Source organism: Aeromicrobium wangtongii, from assembly GCF_024584515.1.
Classification (GTDB): Bacteria; Actinomycetota; Actinomycetes; order Propionibacteriales; family Nocardioidaceae; genus Aeromicrobium; species Aeromicrobium wangtongii.
Window position 1 is genome coordinate 3,362,121 of the sequence record NZ_CP102173.1, and the last position, 17,867, is coordinate 3,379,987.

Sequence of the window (17,867 nt, forward strand, 5' to 3'; positions counted from 1 at the left end):
GCCGGTGCACGAGAGCCGGGAGACCGGTGTGCGTCCGGTTCGCTGACCATGACCAACAGTGCGGTGGGTCACACAGCGTTTCGTGCCGCACAGCGGGACACCCGCGGGCAGATCGCCGGATCGGGCCGCCGTTCCACTGGGAAGAACGCAGCAGTCGCGCAGCAGCGGCCGTCTCCGGGAGGGTGCGGCCATGAGCGAAGCGTTGCGCGATCCCCGCCCGACCCAGGAGAAGCTGTCCCGACGTGGCCTGCTGACGCTGGGCGCCCTCACGGCGACCGGGCCCCTGGTGACGGACCTGTACCTGCCGGCCCTGCCCGATCTCGCGCGATCGATGGGCACCTCGGAGGCAGCGGGGCAGCTGACGATGTCGGTCTGTCTGGTGGGTCTCGCGCTGGGACAGCTCGTCGCCGGACCCCTGAGCGACCGGATCGGCCGGACCGGGCCCCTGCGGTGGGGTGTCCTGATCCTGGTCGTGACGTCGTTCCTGTGCGCGGTCGCCACCAACATCGTCCTGCTGCTGGTCCTGCGGCTCGTGCAAGGGCTGGCCGGCGCCGCGGCGCTGGTCATCGCCCGCGCGATCGTGCGCGACGTGTACGACGGGGCCCGCGCCGCGAAGGTCTACTCCGACCTGATCCTGGTGATGGGCCTGGCCCCCGTCATCGGGCCTGTGCTCGGCGGACAGCTGCTCACCGTGACCGACTGGCGCGGGATCTTCGTCCTGCTCGGCGCCATCGCGAGCCTCCTGCTCGCTGCGTGCTGGTGGTGCCTGGACGAGACCCATCCGCCGGAGGTCCGCGCCGCGGCGCCGTCGCACCAACGCGCCCTGCGGACATTGCTCGCTGATCCGCACTTCCGCTCGTTCATGGCGATCACGGCGCTCCTGGGCATCGTGCTGTTCACCTACATCTCGATGAGCTCGTTCGTGCTGCGCAACGACTTCGGGCTGGGGCCGGTGGCCTATGCGCTGACCTTCGGCGCCAATGCGGTCGGCATGATCATCGGCAGCCAGGTCGGTGCCCGGCTGGTGGCCCGGACGGGCCCGGCCCGCATGCTGCGGGCCGGCCTGCTGCTCATCGCCGCGGCCACGACATCGCTCGCCATCGCCTTCGCGCTCGACGCACCGCTGGCCGTCCCCCTCGTGGCCCTGTGGCTCGTGCTCGCCGGTCTCGGCATGTCGATGGGAAGCTGCACCTCGCTCGCCCTCGGGCCACATGCCGGCCGGGCGGGATCGGCAGCAGCGCTCCTGGGCACCAGCCAGTTCCTGTTCGGTGCGGCGATACCGCCGCTGGTGTCCGTGGGTGGCACGTCCGGCGAGGTCATGGGCATCACGATGGCCGCGGCAGGCCTCGGCAGCCTGCTGGCCCTGCGGGTGGCCCTGCGCAGGTCGTAGCGGCGGTGCCGCGACCAGCGGCGCCGAATAGGATCGGACCTCGTCACCGAGGCCCCTGCCAGTGGAGTGGAGCGATGCCCCGAAAAACCCAGCGCGTGCACGAGCAGGGCCAGGCGTCGCGCCACGCCATCCTCGACGTCACCCTGCGCATCGCCGGCGAGCGAGGATACGTCGGAACCACGCTGGGCGATGTCACCCGAGCCAGCGGGCTGTCGGCGAGCTCGATCTACTGGCACTTCCACAGCAAGGACGAGCTGCTCGCCGACGCCCTCGAGCACGGGTACCGCCGGTGGGTCGCCGTCGCGCCACGGTGGGCCGCACTGGACATCGCCCGGCCGCGTCGCGAGGCGCTGCTGCAGCAGCTGCGCGCCGTGTCGGCCGGCCTCGACCAGGAGCCCGGCTTCTGGCGCATGGGCCTCCTGATCGCGCTGGAGACCGGTCCGGCGGTGGGTGCGCTGGCCCGCGACCGGTTCCTGCAGGTGCGCCGGGCCGCCCTCGACCAGCTCGAGGTCTGGTGGGCCAAGTCGCTGGCCACCGACGGCCCCGCGCACCTCGACCCCGGGCACGCCAAGGCCATGGCCCTGCTGACGATGGTCACGATGGACGGCTACTTCCTGGCGCACGAGTCGGACCGGGAGACGGACGTGGAGCCGGTGCTGCGCGCCCTCGCCACAGGTCTGGACGCGGCCGCGCAGGCCCTGACCGCGGGCGCCGCCTCCAGCGCCACCGCCGCTCCGGCCTGGCGCACCCCGTCCGCCCCTGACGGGCAGGAGACCGAGCCGGTCGATCCCGGAGGCCGGGAGGGGGGCCGGCTGCGCCTGCTGCAGGCGGCGGCCGAGGTCGCCGCCGAGAGTGGCTACGAGGGCGCGACGATCTCGCGGATCTGCCGGCACGCCGGGGTGTCGGCCAGCTCGCTGTACTGGCACTTCGCGGACAAGGACGATCTCATCGGCGCGGTGATCGAGGACTCGTATCGCGCCTGGTTCGCCGCCCAGCCCGCCTGGCTGCCCGTCCGGGCCGGAGCGAGCTGGGAGACCGAGGTGCACCGCTACCTGTCGGTCAGCCTGCGCAGCCTGACCGCCCGGCCACCGTTCCTACGCATCGGCCACCTCCTGCTGCTGCTTCGGCGCGACGACCCGCCCCGGGCCAGGGCGACGTTCATCGCCGTCCGCGACAGCGCCGAGCAGACCAGCACCGAGTGGTTCACCGCCGCGCTGGGACCCACCGTCGGCGCCGGGGTGCCCGCCGTCATGTCCCGCCTGATGCTGCTGTCGTCCGACGGCCTGTTCTTCTCCAACCAGATCGACGTGCCCACCTGGGACGTCGAGCTGTTCATCGACCTGGTCGTCACGATGCTGGCCGCCGCGCAGGAGCCGGCGTGACCGCACGCCTGGACCGGGACGCTGCCACAGCGGTCGCGGACACCGCCCTCGCGGAGGCGGCCTCCCGTGGCCTCCGAGTCTCGGTCGCCGTCGTGGACGAGCGGGGGCACGACCTCGTGGTCGTCCGGGGCGATGGCGCCGCGTGGTTCACGCCCGGCGTGGCCCGGGCCAAGGCCGCGACGGCCGCGGCCATGGGCAGGCCGACGAGCGATCTCGCCGATCTGCGCGAGGCGCATCCCGAGCTGCTCGACCTTCTCGCCGGGCAGGTGGCCCACCCCCTGACGACACTGCCCGGCGGTCTGCCGCTGATGGCCGACGGCCGGTGCGTCGGGGCGGTCGGGGTCAGCGGGGCGCATCCCGATGACGACGTCGCGTGCGCCGCGACCGCTGCCGCTGCCGCCTCCTGACCACGGCGCACCCGATTTTCCGTCCAGTGGAAATCTTTTCGTCATCTCCTCTTCCCGTTCCCTGTATCGAGCGTTACATTTAGGAAACCGTGATCCCCGTCACGCTCGTACGCCAGGAGGACGCATGACCATGCTCGACACCGCCCCGACGCCGGTCGAGGCCGACAGCAGCACGACACCCTCGGTCATGAAGGCCCTCCTGCTGCTCGATGCCTTCCGCGGCGCCGGGCCGACCGTGGGCGTCAGCGAGATCGCCCGGCGCGCCGGGGTGTCCAAGTCCACCGCCTTCCGCCTGCTCGCCCACCTGGAGCGCGGCGGCTACGTCGAGCGTCACGGCACCGACTACTGCCTGGGCCGCCACCTGTTCGAGCTCGGCAACAGCGTGCCGATCTGCCTGCCGCACGGGCTGCGCGACGTGGCCGCTCCCCTGCTCGGCCAGCTGTTCACGCGCACCCAGAAGGTCGTGCACCTGGCGGTGCTCGACGGCACCGAGGTGGTGTACGTCGAGAAGCTGCACGGCCCGGGCGCCGTCAACGTCGCCACGACGGTCGGCGGGCGGATGCCGGCGTCCTGCTCATCGCTGGGCAAGGCGATCCTGGCCTTCAGCGACCGCGAGACGATCGGCCGTGTCCTGCGCAGCGGGCTGCCCCGCCGGACGGCCTACTCGATCGCGGACCCGGCACGACTGCTGCAGGAGCTGGGGCGCGTCCGGGCCAAGGGCGTCGCCTTCGACCGCGAGGAGATCCAGCTCGGGCTGGTCTGCGCGGCCGCCCCGGTGCTGCGTGACGGTCGCGCCGTCGCGGCGGTCTCGGTCAGCGGCCAGGCGCTCGGGTTCAACCCGGAATCGATCGCCGCAGAGGTGCACCGGACGGCCGATGCGATCTCCCGCGCGTTCGCGGCCTGACGGGCCCGACCGGGGGCCGGGCCCGTCAGGCCGGTCTCACCAGCCGAAGGGCTCGACCTCGAGACCGAACAGGTCGTCGCCGTAGGCCTTGTACAGCGGGTGCGCGACATTGCACATGTGATTCATCCCGGCGTGCAGGTCACGCCAGAAGCGCTGCAACGGCTGGCTGTGCTGCAGGGCGGCGCCGCCGGCGTTCATGAACAACCGGTCAATCGCGTCGACCGACCGGCGCACCGCGCGGACGCTGTTGCGACGCACGACCACGCGCTGCTCGCGGGTGATCGTCCCGCCCGCTGCGGCGATGTCGTACAGCCGGTTCCAGTCGTCCAGCACCTGCACGCGGCCGGCCGACACATCGGCGGCCGCCTCGCCCAGGGCGATCATCTGCACCGGGTCGGACACGGCCTTGGGGCCCCGGCCCGTCACCCGGGCCCGGGTGAAGTCGACGAAGGCGCCCAGCGCGCCCTCGGCCATCGCGAGCGTGGCCGCGTTGATCGCCGCCGGGAAGATCGTGCCGAACGGCAGCTGGTAGAGCGGATCGTCCCGCCCGACCTCCTCGGCCTGGATCCCGTTCTGGAAGTTCGACGGCTTGTTGACCCGGTAGTCGGGGATGAACGCGTCGACGACCGACACGTCCTTGCTGCCCGAGCCACGCAGCCCGATGACGTCCCACGAGTCGTGGTGGATCGTGTAGTCCGAACGCGGCAGCACGAAGTTGTGCGGCTCCGGGTCGAGCACCGCACCGTCATCGTCGACCATCAGGCCGCCGAGGATGATCCAGTCACAGTGGTCGGTGCCTGAGGAGAACGGCCAGCGGCCGCTGAAGCGGTAGCCGCCCTCGACCTTGCGGGCCCGCCCGATCGGGGCGTAGGGCGATGCGATCCAGGTGTCCGGGTCCTGGCCCCACAGCTCCTCCTGCAGCCGCTTGTCCCACTGGCCGAGCTGCCACGGGTGGATGCCGACGACACCGGAGACCCAGCCGGCCGAGCCGCACAGCGACCCGACCTTCAGGACCGCCTCGAAGAACTCGACCGGGTGCGCCTCGTCCCCGCCGTACTCGCGCGGCTGGAGCATACGGATGACACCGGTGTCGCGCAGCTGCTTGGCGGACTCGTCGGTGAGCCGCCCCAGCGCCTCGCTCTGGGCCGCGCTGTTCGCGAAGACCTCGGCCGCCTCGTCGACGCGCCGCAGCGCCTCACTCATCGCCGCGCCCTCAGTTGTTCTGGACGAAGTCGGCCACGAGGCGGTTGAACTCCGCCGCGTGCTCGATCTGCGCCCAGTGACCGCAGCGGTTCAGCAGCACGAGCCGCGAGTCGGCGATCATCGAGACCAACCGCATCGAGTGCTCGAAGTGGACCACCCGGTCATCGCGACCGTGGATCAGCAGGCTGGGCGCGGTGATGCCGCAGACCTCGGCGGGCGTCGCCGGGCTCGAGACGGGACCGCGACCTGCGGCCATGCCCTTGAGAAAGTTCTCGAGGTGGTCAGGACGTGACAGCGCGGAGTCGGACCGCAGCTGCGACAGCTCGTCGGTGGCGAACTCGGCCGAGAACGTCATGATGTCGACGAGCTTCTTCATGGTCTCCGGCGTCGGGTTGCGGTAGCCCTCGAAGAGGATCTTCAGCCCTTCGCTGGGGCCGTCACCGGGACCGAACATCGTCGGCAGCTCCAGGAAGCTGCCCGGTCCCATCGTAATCAGGTGGGAGACGCGGTCGGGGTACCGGGCGGCCACCGCGAGACTGATCATGCCGCCCATCGAGTTGCCCACCAGGGCTGCCTTCTCGATGCCGAGCTCGTCCATCATCTCGATGACGGCGTCGGGGTGGTCGTACCGGTCCGACGGCGCCGAGTCCGAGCGGCCCCAGCCCGGGGCGTCCCACGCGATGACGCGGAAGTGCTCCGAGAGCGGGCCGATGTTGGGGCGGAAGTTGCTCCATCCCGTGGCGCCGGCGCCGCTGCCGTGCAGGAGGATCACGGGGTGCCCCTCACCGGCCTCGTTGTAGTGCAGCTTCCAGCTCTTGGTCTGGACGTAACGGCTGGTGCCTTCTTCGGTCAGCTCGACGCTCATGGGTGCTCCTGGGTCCAAAGGGTGTGTGCGACGCCGAGGTGTGGCGTCGTCCGGTGAATTCAAGCCGCTTCGGCGCGAGGTTCCTCGTGCCTCGTGCCGCGGAGCGGGACGTGACCTGAGGTGTGCGGGGCACCGCGGTGCCAACCTTCCGGTACACCACGAACCGGAGATCCTCATGCCTTTCGACGTCACCTCGCTGACCGGGGTCGGCCCCGCGCCCAGCGCCCACGAGCGACGGCTCGCGCTGCGCGCCCGGCTCGCGGCCGGCTCCCCGCTGGTCCTGCCGGGCATCACGGACGCGCTCGGGGCCCGGCTGGTGGAGACCTCCGGATTCGGTGCCGCCTACGCCACCGGCGCAGGCCTGGCCAATGCCCAGTACGGCGTGCCGGACCTGGGCCTGATCTCGCTCGGCGAGGTGGCCGACCAGGTGTCCCGGCTGACCGAGTCGACGCATCTGCCGCTGGTCGTCGACGCGGACACCGGGTACGGCGGACCGCTGGCCACGATGCGCACGATGCGCATCCTCGAGCGCGCCGGGGCCGCCGCGATCCAGCTGGAGGACCAGGAGATGCCCAAGCGGTGCGGCCACTTCGACGACCACGCGCTCATCCCGATGGGGCACATGCAGACCAAGATCGCCGCAGCCCTGGAGGCGCGGACCGACGACGCCCTGGTGCTGATCGCCCGCACCGACGCCCGCAGCGTGGACGGGATCGACGCCGCGATCGAGCGGGGCCACGCCTACGCCGAGGCCGGCGCCGATGTGTTGTTCGTGGAGGCTCCCCGTTCGGTCGACGAGCTCGAGCGGGTCGGCCGCGAGCTGAAGGGCACCCCCCTGGTCGTCAACGTGGTCGAGGGCGGCAAGACGCCCCAGCTCGAGCTGCAGGAGTACGTCGACCTGGGCTTCTCGGTCGTCCTGTTCGCGAACTACCTGATGCGCTCGATGATGGCCGCGGGCCGCGAGGCCCTGACGCACCTGGCGGCGCACGGCGAGACCGCCTCACGGGCCGGCCGGATGGCGACCTGGACGGAGCGCCAGCAGCTGTTCAACCTGCCCGCGTTCACGGCGGCGGAGGCCCACTACGACCAGCCGTGGACGGGCCGATGATCGCGGGCCTGCCCTACCAGCACCACCTCCCCGAGCACGTCGGCGTGCTGGTGCTCGGCTCGGGCCTGGCCGGCTGCGCTGCCCTGCTCGCCGCCGCCGAGGCCGGCCAGTACGCGGTGATGCTGGAGAAGACCGCCGACATCGGCGGCTCGACCGTCCGGTCGGCGGGCCTGTCCGCGTTCGCCGGCACGGACGAGCAGGCGGCACAGGGCCTCGACGACTCGGTCGAGCTGCTGCGCCAGGACCTGCTCGAGACCGGGCGGCACGCCCAGGACGAGGCCCTGGTCGATCTGTACTGCGAGCACCAGATGGACACCTACCGCTGGCTGAAGGGGCACGGCGTGCGGTACGGGCAGGTGCACGCGGCCTCGGGCCAGTCGGCGCCGCGCTCGCACCCCACGGACACGACCGGCATGCTGATCCGCCTGCTCACGGCCGCGGGACGGCTGGGCGCCCGCCTGCTGACCAGCACCGCCGCCCACCGCATCGTCCGCGAGGACGGCCGGGTCGTGGGAGTCGAGGTCGTGACGACGACCGGCGACAAGCAGCTGGTCCGCGCCGATGCCGTCGTCATCGCGACCGGCGGCTTCTCGCGGAGTCCCGAGCTGCTGACGCGCTTCGCCCCCCAGATGCAGCACGCCCTGCACGCGGGCGGTCCCGGGTGCACCGGCGACGGGATGCTGATGGCCTGGCAGCTCGGCGCAGGCATCGTCGACACCCCGTACGTCAAGGGCACCTACGGCATCTACCCCGAGCCCCATCCCGACGAGGACGGCACCGGCATCCTGGCGGTCTACAAGGGCGCGATCGCAGTCAACCGGGACGGCCGCCGCTTCGTCGACGAGTCACTGCCCTACAAGCAGATCGGCGATGCCGCGCTCGTCCAGCCGGGCGTCACGACCTGGCAGGTGCTCGATGCGCAGGTCATGGCGCAGTCCAACGACGAGGTGCCCATCTACGAGTTCGCCGGACGCGAGCGCGCCGGGATGCTGCTGCGCGCCGACACGATCGACGAGCTGGAGCGGGCGATCGGCCTGCCCGACGGATCGCTCGTCGCGACCGTCGCGGAGTACAACGCGGCCATCATCCACGGCGAGCCCGATCCCCTGGGCCGGCGGCACCTGTCGGGCCGGGTGGGCACTCCGTTCGCGCTGGACCACCCTCCGTACTTCGCCCATCCGACCGGGACCGTCGTGCTGGCGACCTACTGCGGACTGACGGTCGATCCGCAGATGCGGGTCCTGGACGTGTTCGGCGAGCCGATCCCCCGGCTGTACGCGGCCGGCGAGGTCATCGGCGGATTCCACGGCGCCGGCTACATGACCGGCACCTCCATCGGCAAGTCCGGCATCTTCGGCCGGATCGCCGGCAACCACGCAGCAGCAGAGGACAGTGACCTGCCATGGTGACCACCCCCTTCGACCTCACCGGACAGGTCGCCCTCGTGATCGGCGCCGCCTCCGGCGGCCTCGGCGAGCGCGCCGCGCAGGCGCTCGCCGGGCACGGCGCCACGCTGGCCGTCGCGGACATCGCGGCCCGCGCCGACGACCTGGCCGGCACCGCGGCGGCCACCTCGGCCTCGGCGCACGCGGTCGACGTCACCGACGAGGCGTCAGTCGCCGCACTGTTCTCGGCGGTCGCCGAGCAGCACGGCGGTGTCGACATCGTGGTCAACGCCGCCGGCGTCATGCTGCGCAAGCCGTACGACCAGACCACGCTGGAGGAGTTCGAGCACGTCGTGCGCGTCAACCTGACCGGCACCTGGCTCGTCGGCCGCGAGGCCGGGCGGGCCATGACGGCGCGCGGCGGGCCGGGACGCATCGTCAACCTGACCACGGTGTACGCCGAGCGCGTCGGTCCCGTCCCGGAGTCGGCGTACTACGCCTCCAAGGCGGGCGTCGCCAACGTGACCCGCGCGCTGGCCGCCGAGCTCGGACCCCTCGGCATCACCGTCAACTGCCTGGCGCCCGGCGTCTTCTACCCCACCCAGATGACCGCGGCCCTGGGCGCCGATCCCGACCGGCTCGCCTGGTTCGCCGGTCGCACGATGCTCGGCCGCCTCGGCGACCCCGAGCACGACTTCGCCGGCCCGCTGCTGCTGCTCGCCTCCCCCGCCTCCTCGTACATGACCGGCCAGGTCCTGTACGTCGACGGCGGATGGTCCGCCTGGTGACCTCCCCTCATCTCCCCACCAACGAAAAGGAAATCCCCATGACTGAACGTCGCAAGGCGCTGCTGATGCTCGACTACCAGGTCGCGCTGTGCGAGGAGGGCCCGCACCTGCGCATGCCTCCGCTGGCCGCGCAGGTCGCCGAGCGCGGTGTGCTCGAGACCGCCCGCACGGTGCTCGAGGCCGCCCGTGCCGCGGGCTGGCTGGTGGTCCACGTGCGGCTGGCCTTCGATCCCAGCTACGTGCTGCGCACCAACCGGCTGGCGCGCTTTGACGCCTACCCCGACCAGCAGGCGATGCTCGCGGACTCGCCCGAGGCGCAGATCGTCGCCGCAGTCGCGCCGGCACCCGGCGAGCCGGTCGTGGACAAGGGATGCGTCGACCCCTTCGTCGGCACCCCACTGCTCAACGTCCTGGCCGCCGAGGGCGTCGGCGAGGTCGTGCTGGGCGGCGTCGCGACCAACCTGGTCGTCGAGTCGGCAGCACGCCACGCCAGCGACGCCGGTCTGCAGGTCACCGTCGTCGAGGACATGTGCGCCTCGTTCCGGCCGGACTTCCACGAGTTCTCGGTGCAGAACATGCTGCCGATGTTCGCCACGATCACCTCGTCGGACGCCCTGCTGAAGGACCTGGCATGACCGTCCACGAGTACGACGTGGTCGTGGTGGGTGCCGGCGTGGCGGGATTGTCCGCCGCGTGCGCCGCCGCGGAGTCGGGCGCTCGTGTCGCGGTCGTCGACCGGGCACCGGAGGCCGAGAGCGGCGGCAACACCCGGTACACCGAGGCGTTCTTGCGCATGGGCTCGCTCGACGAGGTGGCCGACGGCCTCGAGGACACCGTGGTCGACGACTTCATGGGCCATCCCGATCCGAGCGTGGTGAACGAGGCGGCGCTGGCCCACGACCGCCGGTCGGCGCTGTACCGGGCCCACCACGTGGTGGATCCGGACTACGTCGCCGAGCTGGCTGCCCGGGCACCCGAGACCCTGGCCTGGATGGTCGGGCACGGCATGCGCTTCGACGCCCTGCCGACCCCGTTCCTCACGACGTCCACGACCCGCATGGCCCCGGTCGGCGGCGGCCTGGCGATCCTCGAGACGATGGGCAAGGCGGCGCGCGGACTGGGCGTCGAGTTCCACTTCGAGACCACCGCCCGGTCGCTGCTGACCAGTGCCGACGGCGTGGTCGGCGTGCTGGCGAAGGGTCCCGGCGGCGCGGTCCGCCTGTACGGCCGGGTCGTCCTGGCCTCGGGCGGCTACCAGGGCAACAACGAGCTCATGGCCCGCTACCACGGTGATCGCGCGATGACGACGCGCCCGGTGGCCCGCGGGGGCAACTTCAACAAGGGCGAGGGCCTGGAGATGGCGCTGGCGGTGGGCGCCGCAACGGCCGGCAACTTCTCCCTGTTCCACGCCGAGCCGGTCGACCCGCGCTCCGGCGAGCCCGAGGCGGCCATCTTCTGCTTCCCGTACGGCATCTTGGTCAACACCGACGGCAACCGCTTCGTCGACGAGGCCCGGGGGCCGATCGACGCCTGGTACGAGCGGACGACGCGTGACATCCAGGCCCAGACCCGCGGCATGGGCTGGGTCGTGCTGGACCAGGGGTCGCTGCGGGTGCCGAACATCGGATCGGGCATCCGCACCGACCAACCTCCGGTGCGCGGCGCGACGATCGCCGAGCTCGCCGTGCGGATGGGCGTCCCCGCCGCGGCGCTCGAGGCCACCGTGGAGGCGTACAACGCAGCCTGCCCCGAGGGCCACTTCGATCCCCTGGTGCCCGACGGGCTCGCGACCCGCGGACTCGTCCCGGCGAAGTCGAACTGGGCGCAGCCCCTCGTCGAGGGACCGTTCGTGGCGTACCCGATCATGGCGGCCAACGTGTTCACCTTCGGTGGCCTCAAGACCACCGCGGCGGCCGAGGTCGTCGACCGGGACGGCTCAGCGATCCCGGGCCTGTGGGCGGCCGGCGAGATGACCGGGCTGTACTACTCCAACTACACCGGTTCGACGTCTGTCCTGCGCGGTGCGGTCTTCGGTCGAATCGCGGGGGCGGCCGCGGCCCGGGTGGGAGTGCCCACATGAGGATCTGGCACCAGAGCTTCACCGTGCTGGACGACGTGCCGCACTACCGCGACGCCCTGCACCGGCACCTGGATGCCCACACGTCGGCCGGCACCACGGTCGAGCTGCACGGCATGCGGGCGGGCACCTATCCATCGGACTACCCGGGGACCCACATCGGGCACGCCTACCTGTCCGGCCTGCACAAGGAGCAGTTCGTCGAGGCCGCCCTGCGGGCGCAGGACGAGGGATATGACGCCTTCTTCATCGCGACGATCCCTGACACGGCGTACGAGGAGGTGCGGACCCTGGTCGACATCCCCGTCGTGACGTTCGGCCAGACCTCGGTGCTGATGGCCGGGATGCTGGGAGACTGCGTGGCGATCGTCAACTTCATCGCCGCGCTCGAGCCCCAGCTGCGCCGCAACCTGCGCAGCTACCGGCTCGACCAGCTGGTCGGCCCGATCGTGCAGGTCGAGGCGGGATTCACCGACGTCATGGGGGCCTATGCCGACCCCGAGCCGCTCATCGAGGCCTTCACCGCGGCCGCCCGGACCGCGATCGCCGCCGGGGCCACCGTCATCGTCCCGGGCGAAGGGCCGCTCAACGTGTTCCTGGCCGACCAGGGCGTGAACCGCGTCGACGACGTGCCGGTGCTCGACTCGCTCGGCACCTGCGTGCGGATCGCGGAGCTGCGGGCCCACCAGCACCGGGACTCGGGGCTGTTCCCGAGCCGGGTGGGGTTCTACGGATCGCAGCCCGAGCGCGGCCTCGTCGACGCCGCCCGCGCCTTCTACGGCCTGACGCCGGCGTCGCGATGAGCGAACCGGCCGACTGGGACATCGAGGTCGACGTCGTCGTGGTCGGCGGCGGGGCGTGCGGCGTGATGACCGCGCTCCGCGCCGCCCAGGACCCCGATCTCGTGGTGGCCGTGCTGGAGAAGTCGACCCGCGAGGGATGCAATGCGGCGATCTCCAGCGGCAGCCTCGCCGCCGGAGGCACCCGTTTCCAGCGGGCGGCCGGGGTCGACGACTCGCCCGAGCAGCACGCTCGCGACATCCTGGCGCTCAGCCACGACGAGGAGTGGGCGCACATCGTGCACGCCCTGTGCGCCGTCGCCCCTGATGTCGTCGAGTGGCTGGCCGATGAGCTCGGCTACCCGATCGAGATCGGGCTCGACATGCCCCGCGCCGGCATGTCGGTGCCGCGCCTGCACGCCGACATCGGACGGCTGGGCGGCGGACGGCTCATGGCACACCTGCGCGCAGCGCTCGATCGGATGCCCCACGTGGCCTTCGTCGACGAGTCGCCCGTCGTGGGCGTGGTCGTCGACGGCGGGACGGTGGTGGGCGTCGAGACCGTGCAGAACGGGCAGCGCCAGCGGGTGCGGGCCGATGCCGTCGTGCTCGCATCGGACGGCTTCGCCGCGTCCGCCGAGCTGTTGCACCGACACTGCCCCGACATCGGGGACCCGTTCTACGGCGGCGTCTCCACGAGCACAGGTGACGCCACGAGGTGGCTCGAGCCGCTGGGTGCGACGTTCCGCAACATGGCGGCGTGTCTGCGCAGCGGACTGGTCGTGGTGGACCGCGGGACCCGGGTCTCGCCGGCACTGCAGTTCAACGGCGCGGTGCTCGTGAGCACCGACGGGCGCCGGTTCACCGACGAGGAGGCTCATGGCTACTCCTCCATGGCCGGCATCCTGCGCGAGCAGCCCGGCGAGCGGGCCGCGATGATCTGGGACGCCACCGCGATGGCGACGGTCCGCGAGACCGAGATGATGCGGGACTGCTTGGCGGCCGGTGCGATCAGCGACCTGCCGGACGTCGCCGCTGTCGGCGGAGTCCTCGGGCTCACCGAGCAGGAGACGGCCCGCGCGCTGGCCCCCCTCCCGGACCGGCGTCCGCTGGTGGCTCCCTTCCACCTCGCCTGGGTCACGCACGGGGTGCTGACGACCCAGGGCGGCGTGGTCGTCGACACGGACGGCCGCGTGCTCGACGCCCACGGCGATCCGGTCCCCGGCCTGTACGCCGGGGGCGGCACGGTGTGCGGCCTGGCCGGGCCGTCCTCGGACGGGTACTCCTCCGGCAACGGACTGCTCTCGGCCCTCGGCTTCGGCTGGATCATCGGCAACGCCCTGGCAGGTGCCCGGTGAGCCGGGCGTGACCGACGGCCTGGCCGGGCTGATCGCGCGCTGGGCGCTGCCGGCCGCCAGCCGGATCCCGCCCGATGTGCAGGCCAAGATGCAGACGCACCTGGCCGACTCGGTCGCGATCGCCCACGCCGCATCGGTCCGGCGGGTGGGCCGGGACATCACGGCCGTGGCCGCTCGCAGCGGCGGCAACGGTCCCGCGCGGGTGCTCGGGAGCACCTCGGTGCGCCTCGGCCCGACCGGTGCGGCCTTCGCGAACGCGGCGCTCGTCCACGCCCTCGACCTCGACGACATCCATGACGCCGCCCGTCTGCACCCCACCGCCGTGACGCTCCCGGCCGCGCTGGCCGCCGCCGATCTGGTCGGTGCCGACCAGGCGGGGGTCGCCCGCGCGGCTGCCGTCGGCAATGAGCTGATGTGCCGCCTGGGGACAGCGGTCGCGCCCGACGGGACGGGCCCGGCGTCGGGATGGTTCCTGACCCAGCTGCTCGGCTACGTCGGCGCCGCCGTCACCGCCGGGCTCCTCCTGGGGCTGGACGAGGCGGCCGTGGTCTCGTCGATCGGTCTGGCCACGATGCAGGCGGCCGGCGCCAAGCAGGCGGGCTTCGGCACCGGGTCGACAGCGCGCGCGATCTACCCCGCATTCGCGGCCGAGGGCGGGGTCCGCTCTGCACTGCTGGCCGAGGGCGGCTTCGTCGGACCCGCGCGCGGCCTGGACGGCGAGGCCGGGATGTTCCCGCTCTACCTGGGGGGCCGGCTCGACGCGTCGCAGGCGCGTCGGCTGGTCGACTCCGAGCGCCGGTGGGACTTCCTGGACACCCAGCTCAAGCGCTGGCCGTCGTGCCGGCTGTCGCACCCGTACATCGCCGCCACGCTCCGCGCCCGGCCGCTGGTGCCGGCCGACCGGGTCAGCCGCATCGTGGTCGAGGCCAACCGGGCGGCCGCCCGCCTGTGCCGTCCCCTGGAGTCCAGGACCCGGCCGGTCACGCTCGCCGACGCGAAGTACTCGGTGCCGTTCATGGTGGCCTTCACGCTCGTCCACGGCGAACCGACCCTGGCCGGCCTGACCGATGCCTCGCTGACCGACGCGGCCGTCCTGCACGTCGCCTCGCTCGTCGAGGTGGTGGAGACCGGCACCGACTCACCGGGAGAGCCCGGTGCGCACATCGCCTTCACCGGCGACGGCCACCAGGAGATCGTCACCGCGACCGGCACGCCGCCCATGAGTCCGGCCGAGGCCCGGCGCAAGCTGGCGGCGTGCCTGGCCGGCAGCTCGTCCGACGACCTGCCGTTCGTCCCCGGGTGAGGCGTGCCGGCCCCGGTCTACGCCCGGCGCTCGGCCAGCCAGGCGCCGATCAGCCGGTTGAACTCCTCGGCCCGCTCGACCTGCGACCAGTGGCCGCACTGGCTGAAGATGTGGGCATCGGCGTGCGGCAGGACCTGCAGCAGCTCCCACGTGCGGGACACCGGGATCACGACGTCCTGCGTGCCGTGGATCAGCAGCACCGGGACGTCGAGGCGCGACAGCGCCTCCATGTCCAGCGGCAGTGCCTCACGGTCGCGATCGCGAGCCGCGACGACCTCGGCGAGGCGATCACTCGCGGTGTCGTTGAGGGCCGACCGGTAGCGCAGCGACACCAGCTCGTCGGTCACCAGGGAGGTGTCCACGACGAAGGTCTCCAGCGTCCTGCGGATGCCCTCCTCGGTGAGCTGCGGGTTCGAGTGGCTGGCCAGCGCCTTGGTCAGCTTCGCGCCCCCGGTGCCCATCGAGACGATGCCCAGGAGCCGCTCGGGGTGCTCGATCGCGAACTGGAAGGCCACCCACCCGCCGAGCGAGTTGCCGACGATCCAGGTCTTCTCGATGCCGAGCGCATCCAGCACCCGTACGGCGTGCTCGACCCAGGCACGGATGCCGTACTCGGTCCCGGGAGCGACGACCGTCTGGCCGTATCCGATCGAGTCGATCGCGATGCAACGACCGTGCTCGGCCAGCGACGGCAGGTTCAGCCACCAGTTGGCAGCGGCGGTGACGCCCGTGCCCGAGCCGTGCAGGAACAGGATCGGATCGCCCGTGCCGAGATCGTGCAGGTGGGTGATCTCGCCGGGCGCCGTCTCCAGCCAGGTGTCGTCCAGGCCGAAGAACTCGTCGGTCGCGTAGTCGGGGATCGTGGTCATGCGATGTCCTTCGCGTCTGCGGCGTGGTCGGCCACGAAGCCGAGCAGCAGCCGGTTGAACTGCGAGCCCCGCTCGTACGGGACCCACAGCCCGGTCTTCTTGAACAGGTGCAGCTGGGCGTCGGGGATCTGCTTGAGCAGGAACAGGGCGTTGTCGAATCCCTGCACCCGGTTCTCGGTGCCCCACACGATGAGGGTCGGGACGCCGATGCTGCCCAGGTCCTTCCACAGCGGCTCCGCCGGGACGCCGGCCGACTCCGCGCCGGCCCGACGCTCCTCGCCGCCCGCGACGGACTCGGCGTAGCGCTCCTCGACCAGCTCGTCGGTCACGAGCGTCTTGTCGAACATCATCAGCTCGAGGTACGCGCGCATCTTCTCGCGTGACGGCCCCTCGCCGCCGTAGTACGAGCGGATGGCCTTCTGCCCCTCGGACGGCGAGGCGCTGAACAGCGGCACCCCTCCGGCGCTGGAGACCAGGGCCAGGCGCTCGACGCACGCGGGGTGGCGCAGGGCCATCGCGATCGCCACCGCGCCACCGGTGGCCAGGCCGACCACCGTGGCGCGCTCGATGCCGAGCTGGGCCAGCATCGCCGCGAACAGATCGGCGTACGGGCCGTACTTGCCGCCCTTCAGCTCGATCGCATCGGACTGCCCGTACCCGGGCAGGTCGACGACCAGGACCCGCGCGTGCTCGGACAGCTCGGCCAGGTTGGAGCCGAAGTTGCCCCAGCCGGAGGCGCCCGGCGCCCCGCCGTGGATGCACAGCAGGACGTCCGGGCCGGTGCCGGCCTCGTGGTAACGAAGCGCGACACCGTCGACCGTGACGGTGCGCGAGGTGGACTCGGGGGTGATCGCCGACATCAGACCTTCACCGCGGCCGGGATCTGACCGCCGAAGTGGTTCAGGCCGTAGGCCTGGAACAGCGGACCGGAGTAGTTCTGCACGTGGTGCAGCGCGCTCTGGCAGTCGCGCCACATCCGCTGCATCGGGTGCGCCGCGTGGATCTGCGAGCCGCCGCTGACCTTGAACAGCTGATCGGCGGCCTCGGCGGCGCGGTGCGACGCCGCGACCTGGTTGCGGCGGATCTCGGCGCGCTCGCCCAGCGTCAGCAGGCGTCCGGAGCTGACGATGTCGAAGGCGCGGTCCATGTCGTGCAGGACGTGGCGGAAGCTGGCGTCGATGTCGGCCGCGGCCGGTCCGAGAGCCGAGAGCTGGAACGGATCGGCGCTGGCCGAGCCGAACCGGCTGCTGCGCTGGCGCGTCCACGCGACGTACGAGGCGAGCGTGCCCTGGGCCAGGGCGATGGTCGCGGTCGTGATCGCACCGGAGAACACGACGTTGCGCGGCATCGCGTACAGCGGCACGTCCCGGCCGGCGACCTGGCCGGCGCTGCCGTCGGTGACCGGGTTGGTGCGGATCAGCCGGTGAGACGGGACGAAGGCGTCCTTGACGACGATGTCCTTGGAACCGGTGCCGCGCAGCCCCATGACGTTCCACGAGTCGTGCATGATCTCGTAGTCGGCGCGCGGGATGACGAAGTGGATCGTCTCCCGGTCGGTGACATTGCCCTCCTGGTCGGTGATCAGGCCGCCGATCATGACCCACTGGCAGTGGTCGGTGCCCGACGAGAACGGCCAGCGGCCGCTGAACATGTAGCCGCCGTCGACCGGCCGCGCGCGGCCCATCGGCGCGTACGGGGACGCGACCCACGTGTCGGGGTCGTCGCCCCAGATCTCGCGCTGCATCTCGACCGAGCCCTGCGCGAGCTCGTGCGGGTGGACGCCCACGACCCCGGCGACCCATCCGGCCGCGCCGTTGCGCTGGCCGATCGCGTGGACGACGCGCAGGAAGTCGGTGGGGTGGTCCTCGAAGCCGCCGAAGTCCTTGGGCTGCAGCATCCGCACGACTCCGGAGGCGCGCAGCTCGGCGGCGACCTCGTCGCTGACCCGGCCCAGCTCCTCGGACACCGGGGCGTCCGCCTCGAGCAGGTCGGCAAGCTCCATTACGCGATCTAGCACGGCGTTCATGTCAAAAAGTTCCTTCTGTGGAT

General features: G+C 72.0%; 17 protein-coding genes. 12 read left to right on the forward strand and 5 right to left on the reverse strand.

Annotated elements, in window-relative coordinates; translation table 11 throughout:
* Positions 1 to 190: 190 nt before the first annotated feature.
* From NQV15_RS16515 to NQV15_RS16530, 4 genes are all read left to right on the forward strand, one after another.
* A complete protein-coding gene (locus NQV15_RS16515; RefSeq protein WP_232403491.1) occupies positions 191 to 1,390 on the forward strand; it encodes a multidrug effflux MFS transporter in 1,200 nt (399 codons plus the stop codon).
* A gap of 74 nt (positions 1,391 to 1,464) precedes the next feature.
* Positions 1,465 to 2,772 carry a TetR/AcrR family transcriptional regulator gene (locus NQV15_RS16520; RefSeq protein WP_232403492.1) on the forward strand — a complete coding sequence of 436 codons (1,308 nt, stop codon included), beginning with the start codon at positions 1,465 to 1,467 and terminating at the stop codon, positions 2,770 to 2,772.
* Positions 2,769 to 3,179: a GlcG/HbpS family heme-binding protein gene (locus NQV15_RS16525; RefSeq protein WP_232403493.1), complete on the forward strand. Its 411-nt coding sequence runs from the start codon at positions 2,769 to 2,771 to the stop codon at positions 3,177 to 3,179. The genes NQV15_RS16520 and NQV15_RS16525 overlap by 4 nt, the downstream gene beginning before the upstream one ends.
* 124 nt (positions 3,180 to 3,303) lie before the next feature.
* Positions 3,304 to 4,083: an IclR family transcriptional regulator gene (locus NQV15_RS16530; protein ID WP_232403494.1), complete on the forward strand. Its 780-nt coding sequence runs from the start codon at positions 3,304 to 3,306 to the stop codon at positions 4,081 to 4,083.
* 36 nt (positions 4,084 to 4,119) lie between these two features.
* Here the strand turns inward: NQV15_RS16530 and NQV15_RS16535 are convergent, their stop codons facing one another.
* Both NQV15_RS16535 and NQV15_RS16540 read right to left on the reverse strand, forming a co-directional pair.
* Positions 4,120 to 5,286, reverse strand: a complete 1,167-nt coding sequence (locus NQV15_RS16535) for an acyl-CoA dehydrogenase family protein (RefSeq protein WP_232403495.1) — start codon at positions 5,284 to 5,286, stop codon at positions 4,120 to 4,122.
* A 10-nt stretch (positions 5,287 to 5,296) separates the two neighbouring features.
* On the reverse strand, positions 5,297 to 6,151 hold the full coding sequence (locus NQV15_RS16540) for an alpha/beta fold hydrolase (RefSeq protein ID WP_232403496.1): 855 nt from the start codon (positions 6,149 to 6,151) through the stop codon (positions 5,297 to 5,299).
* Positions 6,152 to 6,326: 175 nt separating this feature from the next.
* Here NQV15_RS16540 and NQV15_RS16545 point away from each other — a divergent pair, with 175 nt between their 5' ends.
* From NQV15_RS16545 to NQV15_RS16580, 8 genes are read left to right on the forward strand one after another with little or no spacing between them, the layout of a single operon-like run.
* Positions 6,327 to 7,259, forward strand: coding sequence for an isocitrate lyase/PEP mutase family protein (locus tag NQV15_RS16545; RefSeq protein WP_232403497.1), 933 nt, complete (start codon positions 6,327 to 6,329; stop codon positions 7,257 to 7,259).
* Positions 7,244 to 8,668, forward strand: coding sequence for an FAD-dependent oxidoreductase (locus tag NQV15_RS16550; protein WP_232403499.1), 1,425 nt, complete (start codon positions 7,244 to 7,246; stop codon positions 8,666 to 8,668). The genes NQV15_RS16545 and NQV15_RS16550 overlap by 16 nt, the downstream gene beginning before the upstream one ends.
* Positions 8,662 to 9,432 carry an SDR family NAD(P)-dependent oxidoreductase gene (locus tag NQV15_RS16555; RefSeq protein ID WP_232403501.1) on the forward strand — a complete coding sequence of 257 codons (771 nt, stop codon included), beginning with the start codon at positions 8,662 to 8,664 and terminating at the stop codon, positions 9,430 to 9,432. Before NQV15_RS16550 ends, NQV15_RS16555 begins: the two co-directional genes overlap by 7 nt.
* Positions 9,433 to 9,470: 38 nt before the next feature.
* On the forward strand, positions 9,471 to 10,067 hold the full coding sequence (locus tag NQV15_RS16560; RefSeq protein ID WP_232403503.1) for a cysteine hydrolase family protein: 597 nt from the start codon (positions 9,471 to 9,473) through the stop codon (positions 10,065 to 10,067).
* Positions 10,064 to 11,512, forward strand: a complete 1,449-nt coding sequence (locus NQV15_RS16565) for an FAD-dependent oxidoreductase (RefSeq protein ID WP_232403504.1) — start codon at positions 10,064 to 10,066, stop codon at positions 11,510 to 11,512. Before NQV15_RS16560 ends, NQV15_RS16565 begins: the two co-directional genes overlap by 4 nt.
* Positions 11,509 to 12,312, forward strand: coding sequence for an aspartate/glutamate racemase family protein (locus tag NQV15_RS16570; RefSeq protein WP_232403505.1), 804 nt, complete (start codon positions 11,509 to 11,511; stop codon positions 12,310 to 12,312). Before NQV15_RS16565 ends, NQV15_RS16570 begins: the two co-directional genes overlap by 4 nt.
* Entirely contained in the window at positions 12,309 to 13,646 is a 1,338-nt protein-coding gene (locus NQV15_RS16575; RefSeq protein WP_232403506.1) for an FAD-dependent oxidoreductase, read from the forward strand. The genes NQV15_RS16570 and NQV15_RS16575 overlap by 4 nt, the downstream gene beginning before the upstream one ends.
* A gap of 7 nt (positions 13,647 to 13,653) precedes the next feature.
* Positions 13,654 to 14,949 carry an MmgE/PrpD family protein gene (locus tag NQV15_RS16580; RefSeq protein WP_232403507.1) on the forward strand — a complete coding sequence of 432 codons (1,296 nt, stop codon included), beginning with the start codon at positions 13,654 to 13,656 and terminating at the stop codon, positions 14,947 to 14,949.
* Between the two features lie 17 nt (positions 14,950 to 14,966).
* Here the strand turns inward: NQV15_RS16580 and NQV15_RS16585 are convergent, their stop codons facing one another.
* Genes NQV15_RS16585 through NQV15_RS16595 form a run of 3 tightly spaced genes read right to left on the reverse strand, consistent with a single transcriptional unit; the run spans position 14,967 to position 17,820 of the window.
* Positions 14,967 to 15,818: an alpha/beta fold hydrolase gene (locus NQV15_RS16585; RefSeq protein WP_232403508.1), complete on the reverse strand. Its 852-nt coding sequence runs from the start codon at positions 15,816 to 15,818 to the stop codon at positions 14,967 to 14,969.
* Positions 15,815 to 16,678, reverse strand: coding sequence for an alpha/beta fold hydrolase (locus NQV15_RS16590; protein ID WP_232403509.1), 864 nt, complete (start codon positions 16,676 to 16,678; stop codon positions 15,815 to 15,817). The genes NQV15_RS16585 and NQV15_RS16590 overlap by 4 nt, the downstream gene beginning before the upstream one ends.
* Positions 16,678 to 17,820: an acyl-CoA dehydrogenase family protein gene (locus tag NQV15_RS16595; protein ID WP_232403510.1), complete on the reverse strand. Its 1,143-nt coding sequence runs from the start codon at positions 17,818 to 17,820 to the stop codon at positions 16,678 to 16,680. The genes NQV15_RS16590 and NQV15_RS16595 overlap by 1 nt, the downstream gene beginning before the upstream one ends.
* Positions 17,821 to 17,867: the final 47 nt, after the last annotated feature.

Excerpts from the sequence above, each read along its gene's own strand:
- NQV15_RS16515 (WP_232403491.1), top strand. The coding sequence starts at position 191 with ATGAGCGAAGCGTTGCGCGATCCCCGCCCGACCCAGGAGAAGCTGTCC.
- NQV15_RS16520 (WP_232403492.1), top strand. The coding sequence starts at position 1,465 with ATGCCCCGAAAAACCCAGCGCGTGCACGAGCAGGGCCAGGCGTCGCGC.
- NQV15_RS16530 (WP_232403494.1), top strand. The coding sequence starts at position 3,304 with ATGACCATGCTCGACACCGCCCCGACGCCGGTCGAGGCCGACAGCAGC.
- NQV15_RS16535 (WP_232403495.1), bottom strand. The coding sequence starts at position 5,286 with ATGAGTGAGGCGCTGCGGCGCGTCGACGAGGCGGCCGAGGTCTTCGCG.
- NQV15_RS16540 (WP_232403496.1), bottom strand. The coding sequence starts at position 6,151 with ATGAGCGTCGAGCTGACCGAAGAAGGCACCAGCCGTTACGTCCAGACC.
- NQV15_RS16545 (WP_232403497.1), top strand. The coding sequence starts at position 6,327 with ATGCCTTTCGACGTCACCTCGCTGACCGGGGTCGGCCCCGCGCCCAGC.
- NQV15_RS16555 (WP_232403501.1), top strand. The coding sequence starts at position 8,662 with ATGGTGACCACCCCCTTCGACCTCACCGGACAGGTCGCCCTCGTGATC.
- NQV15_RS16560 (WP_232403503.1), top strand. The coding sequence starts at position 9,471 with ATGACTGAACGTCGCAAGGCGCTGCTGATGCTCGACTACCAGGTCGCG.
- NQV15_RS16565 (WP_232403504.1), top strand. The coding sequence starts at position 10,064 with ATGACCGTCCACGAGTACGACGTGGTCGTGGTGGGTGCCGGCGTGGCG.
- NQV15_RS16570 (WP_232403505.1), top strand. The coding sequence starts at position 11,509 with ATGAGGATCTGGCACCAGAGCTTCACCGTGCTGGACGACGTGCCGCAC.
- NQV15_RS16575 (WP_232403506.1), top strand. The coding sequence starts at position 12,309 with ATGAGCGAACCGGCCGACTGGGACATCGAGGTCGACGTCGTCGTGGTC.
- NQV15_RS16585 (WP_232403508.1), bottom strand. The coding sequence starts at position 15,818 with ATGACCACGATCCCCGACTACGCGACCGACGAGTTCTTCGGCCTGGAC.
- NQV15_RS16590 (WP_232403509.1), bottom strand. The coding sequence starts at position 16,678 with ATGTCGGCGATCACCCCCGAGTCCACCTCGCGCACCGTCACGGTCGAC.
- NQV15_RS16595 (WP_232403510.1), bottom strand. The coding sequence starts at position 17,820 with ATGGAGCTTGCCGACCTGCTCGAGGCGGACGCCCCGGTGTCCGAGGAG.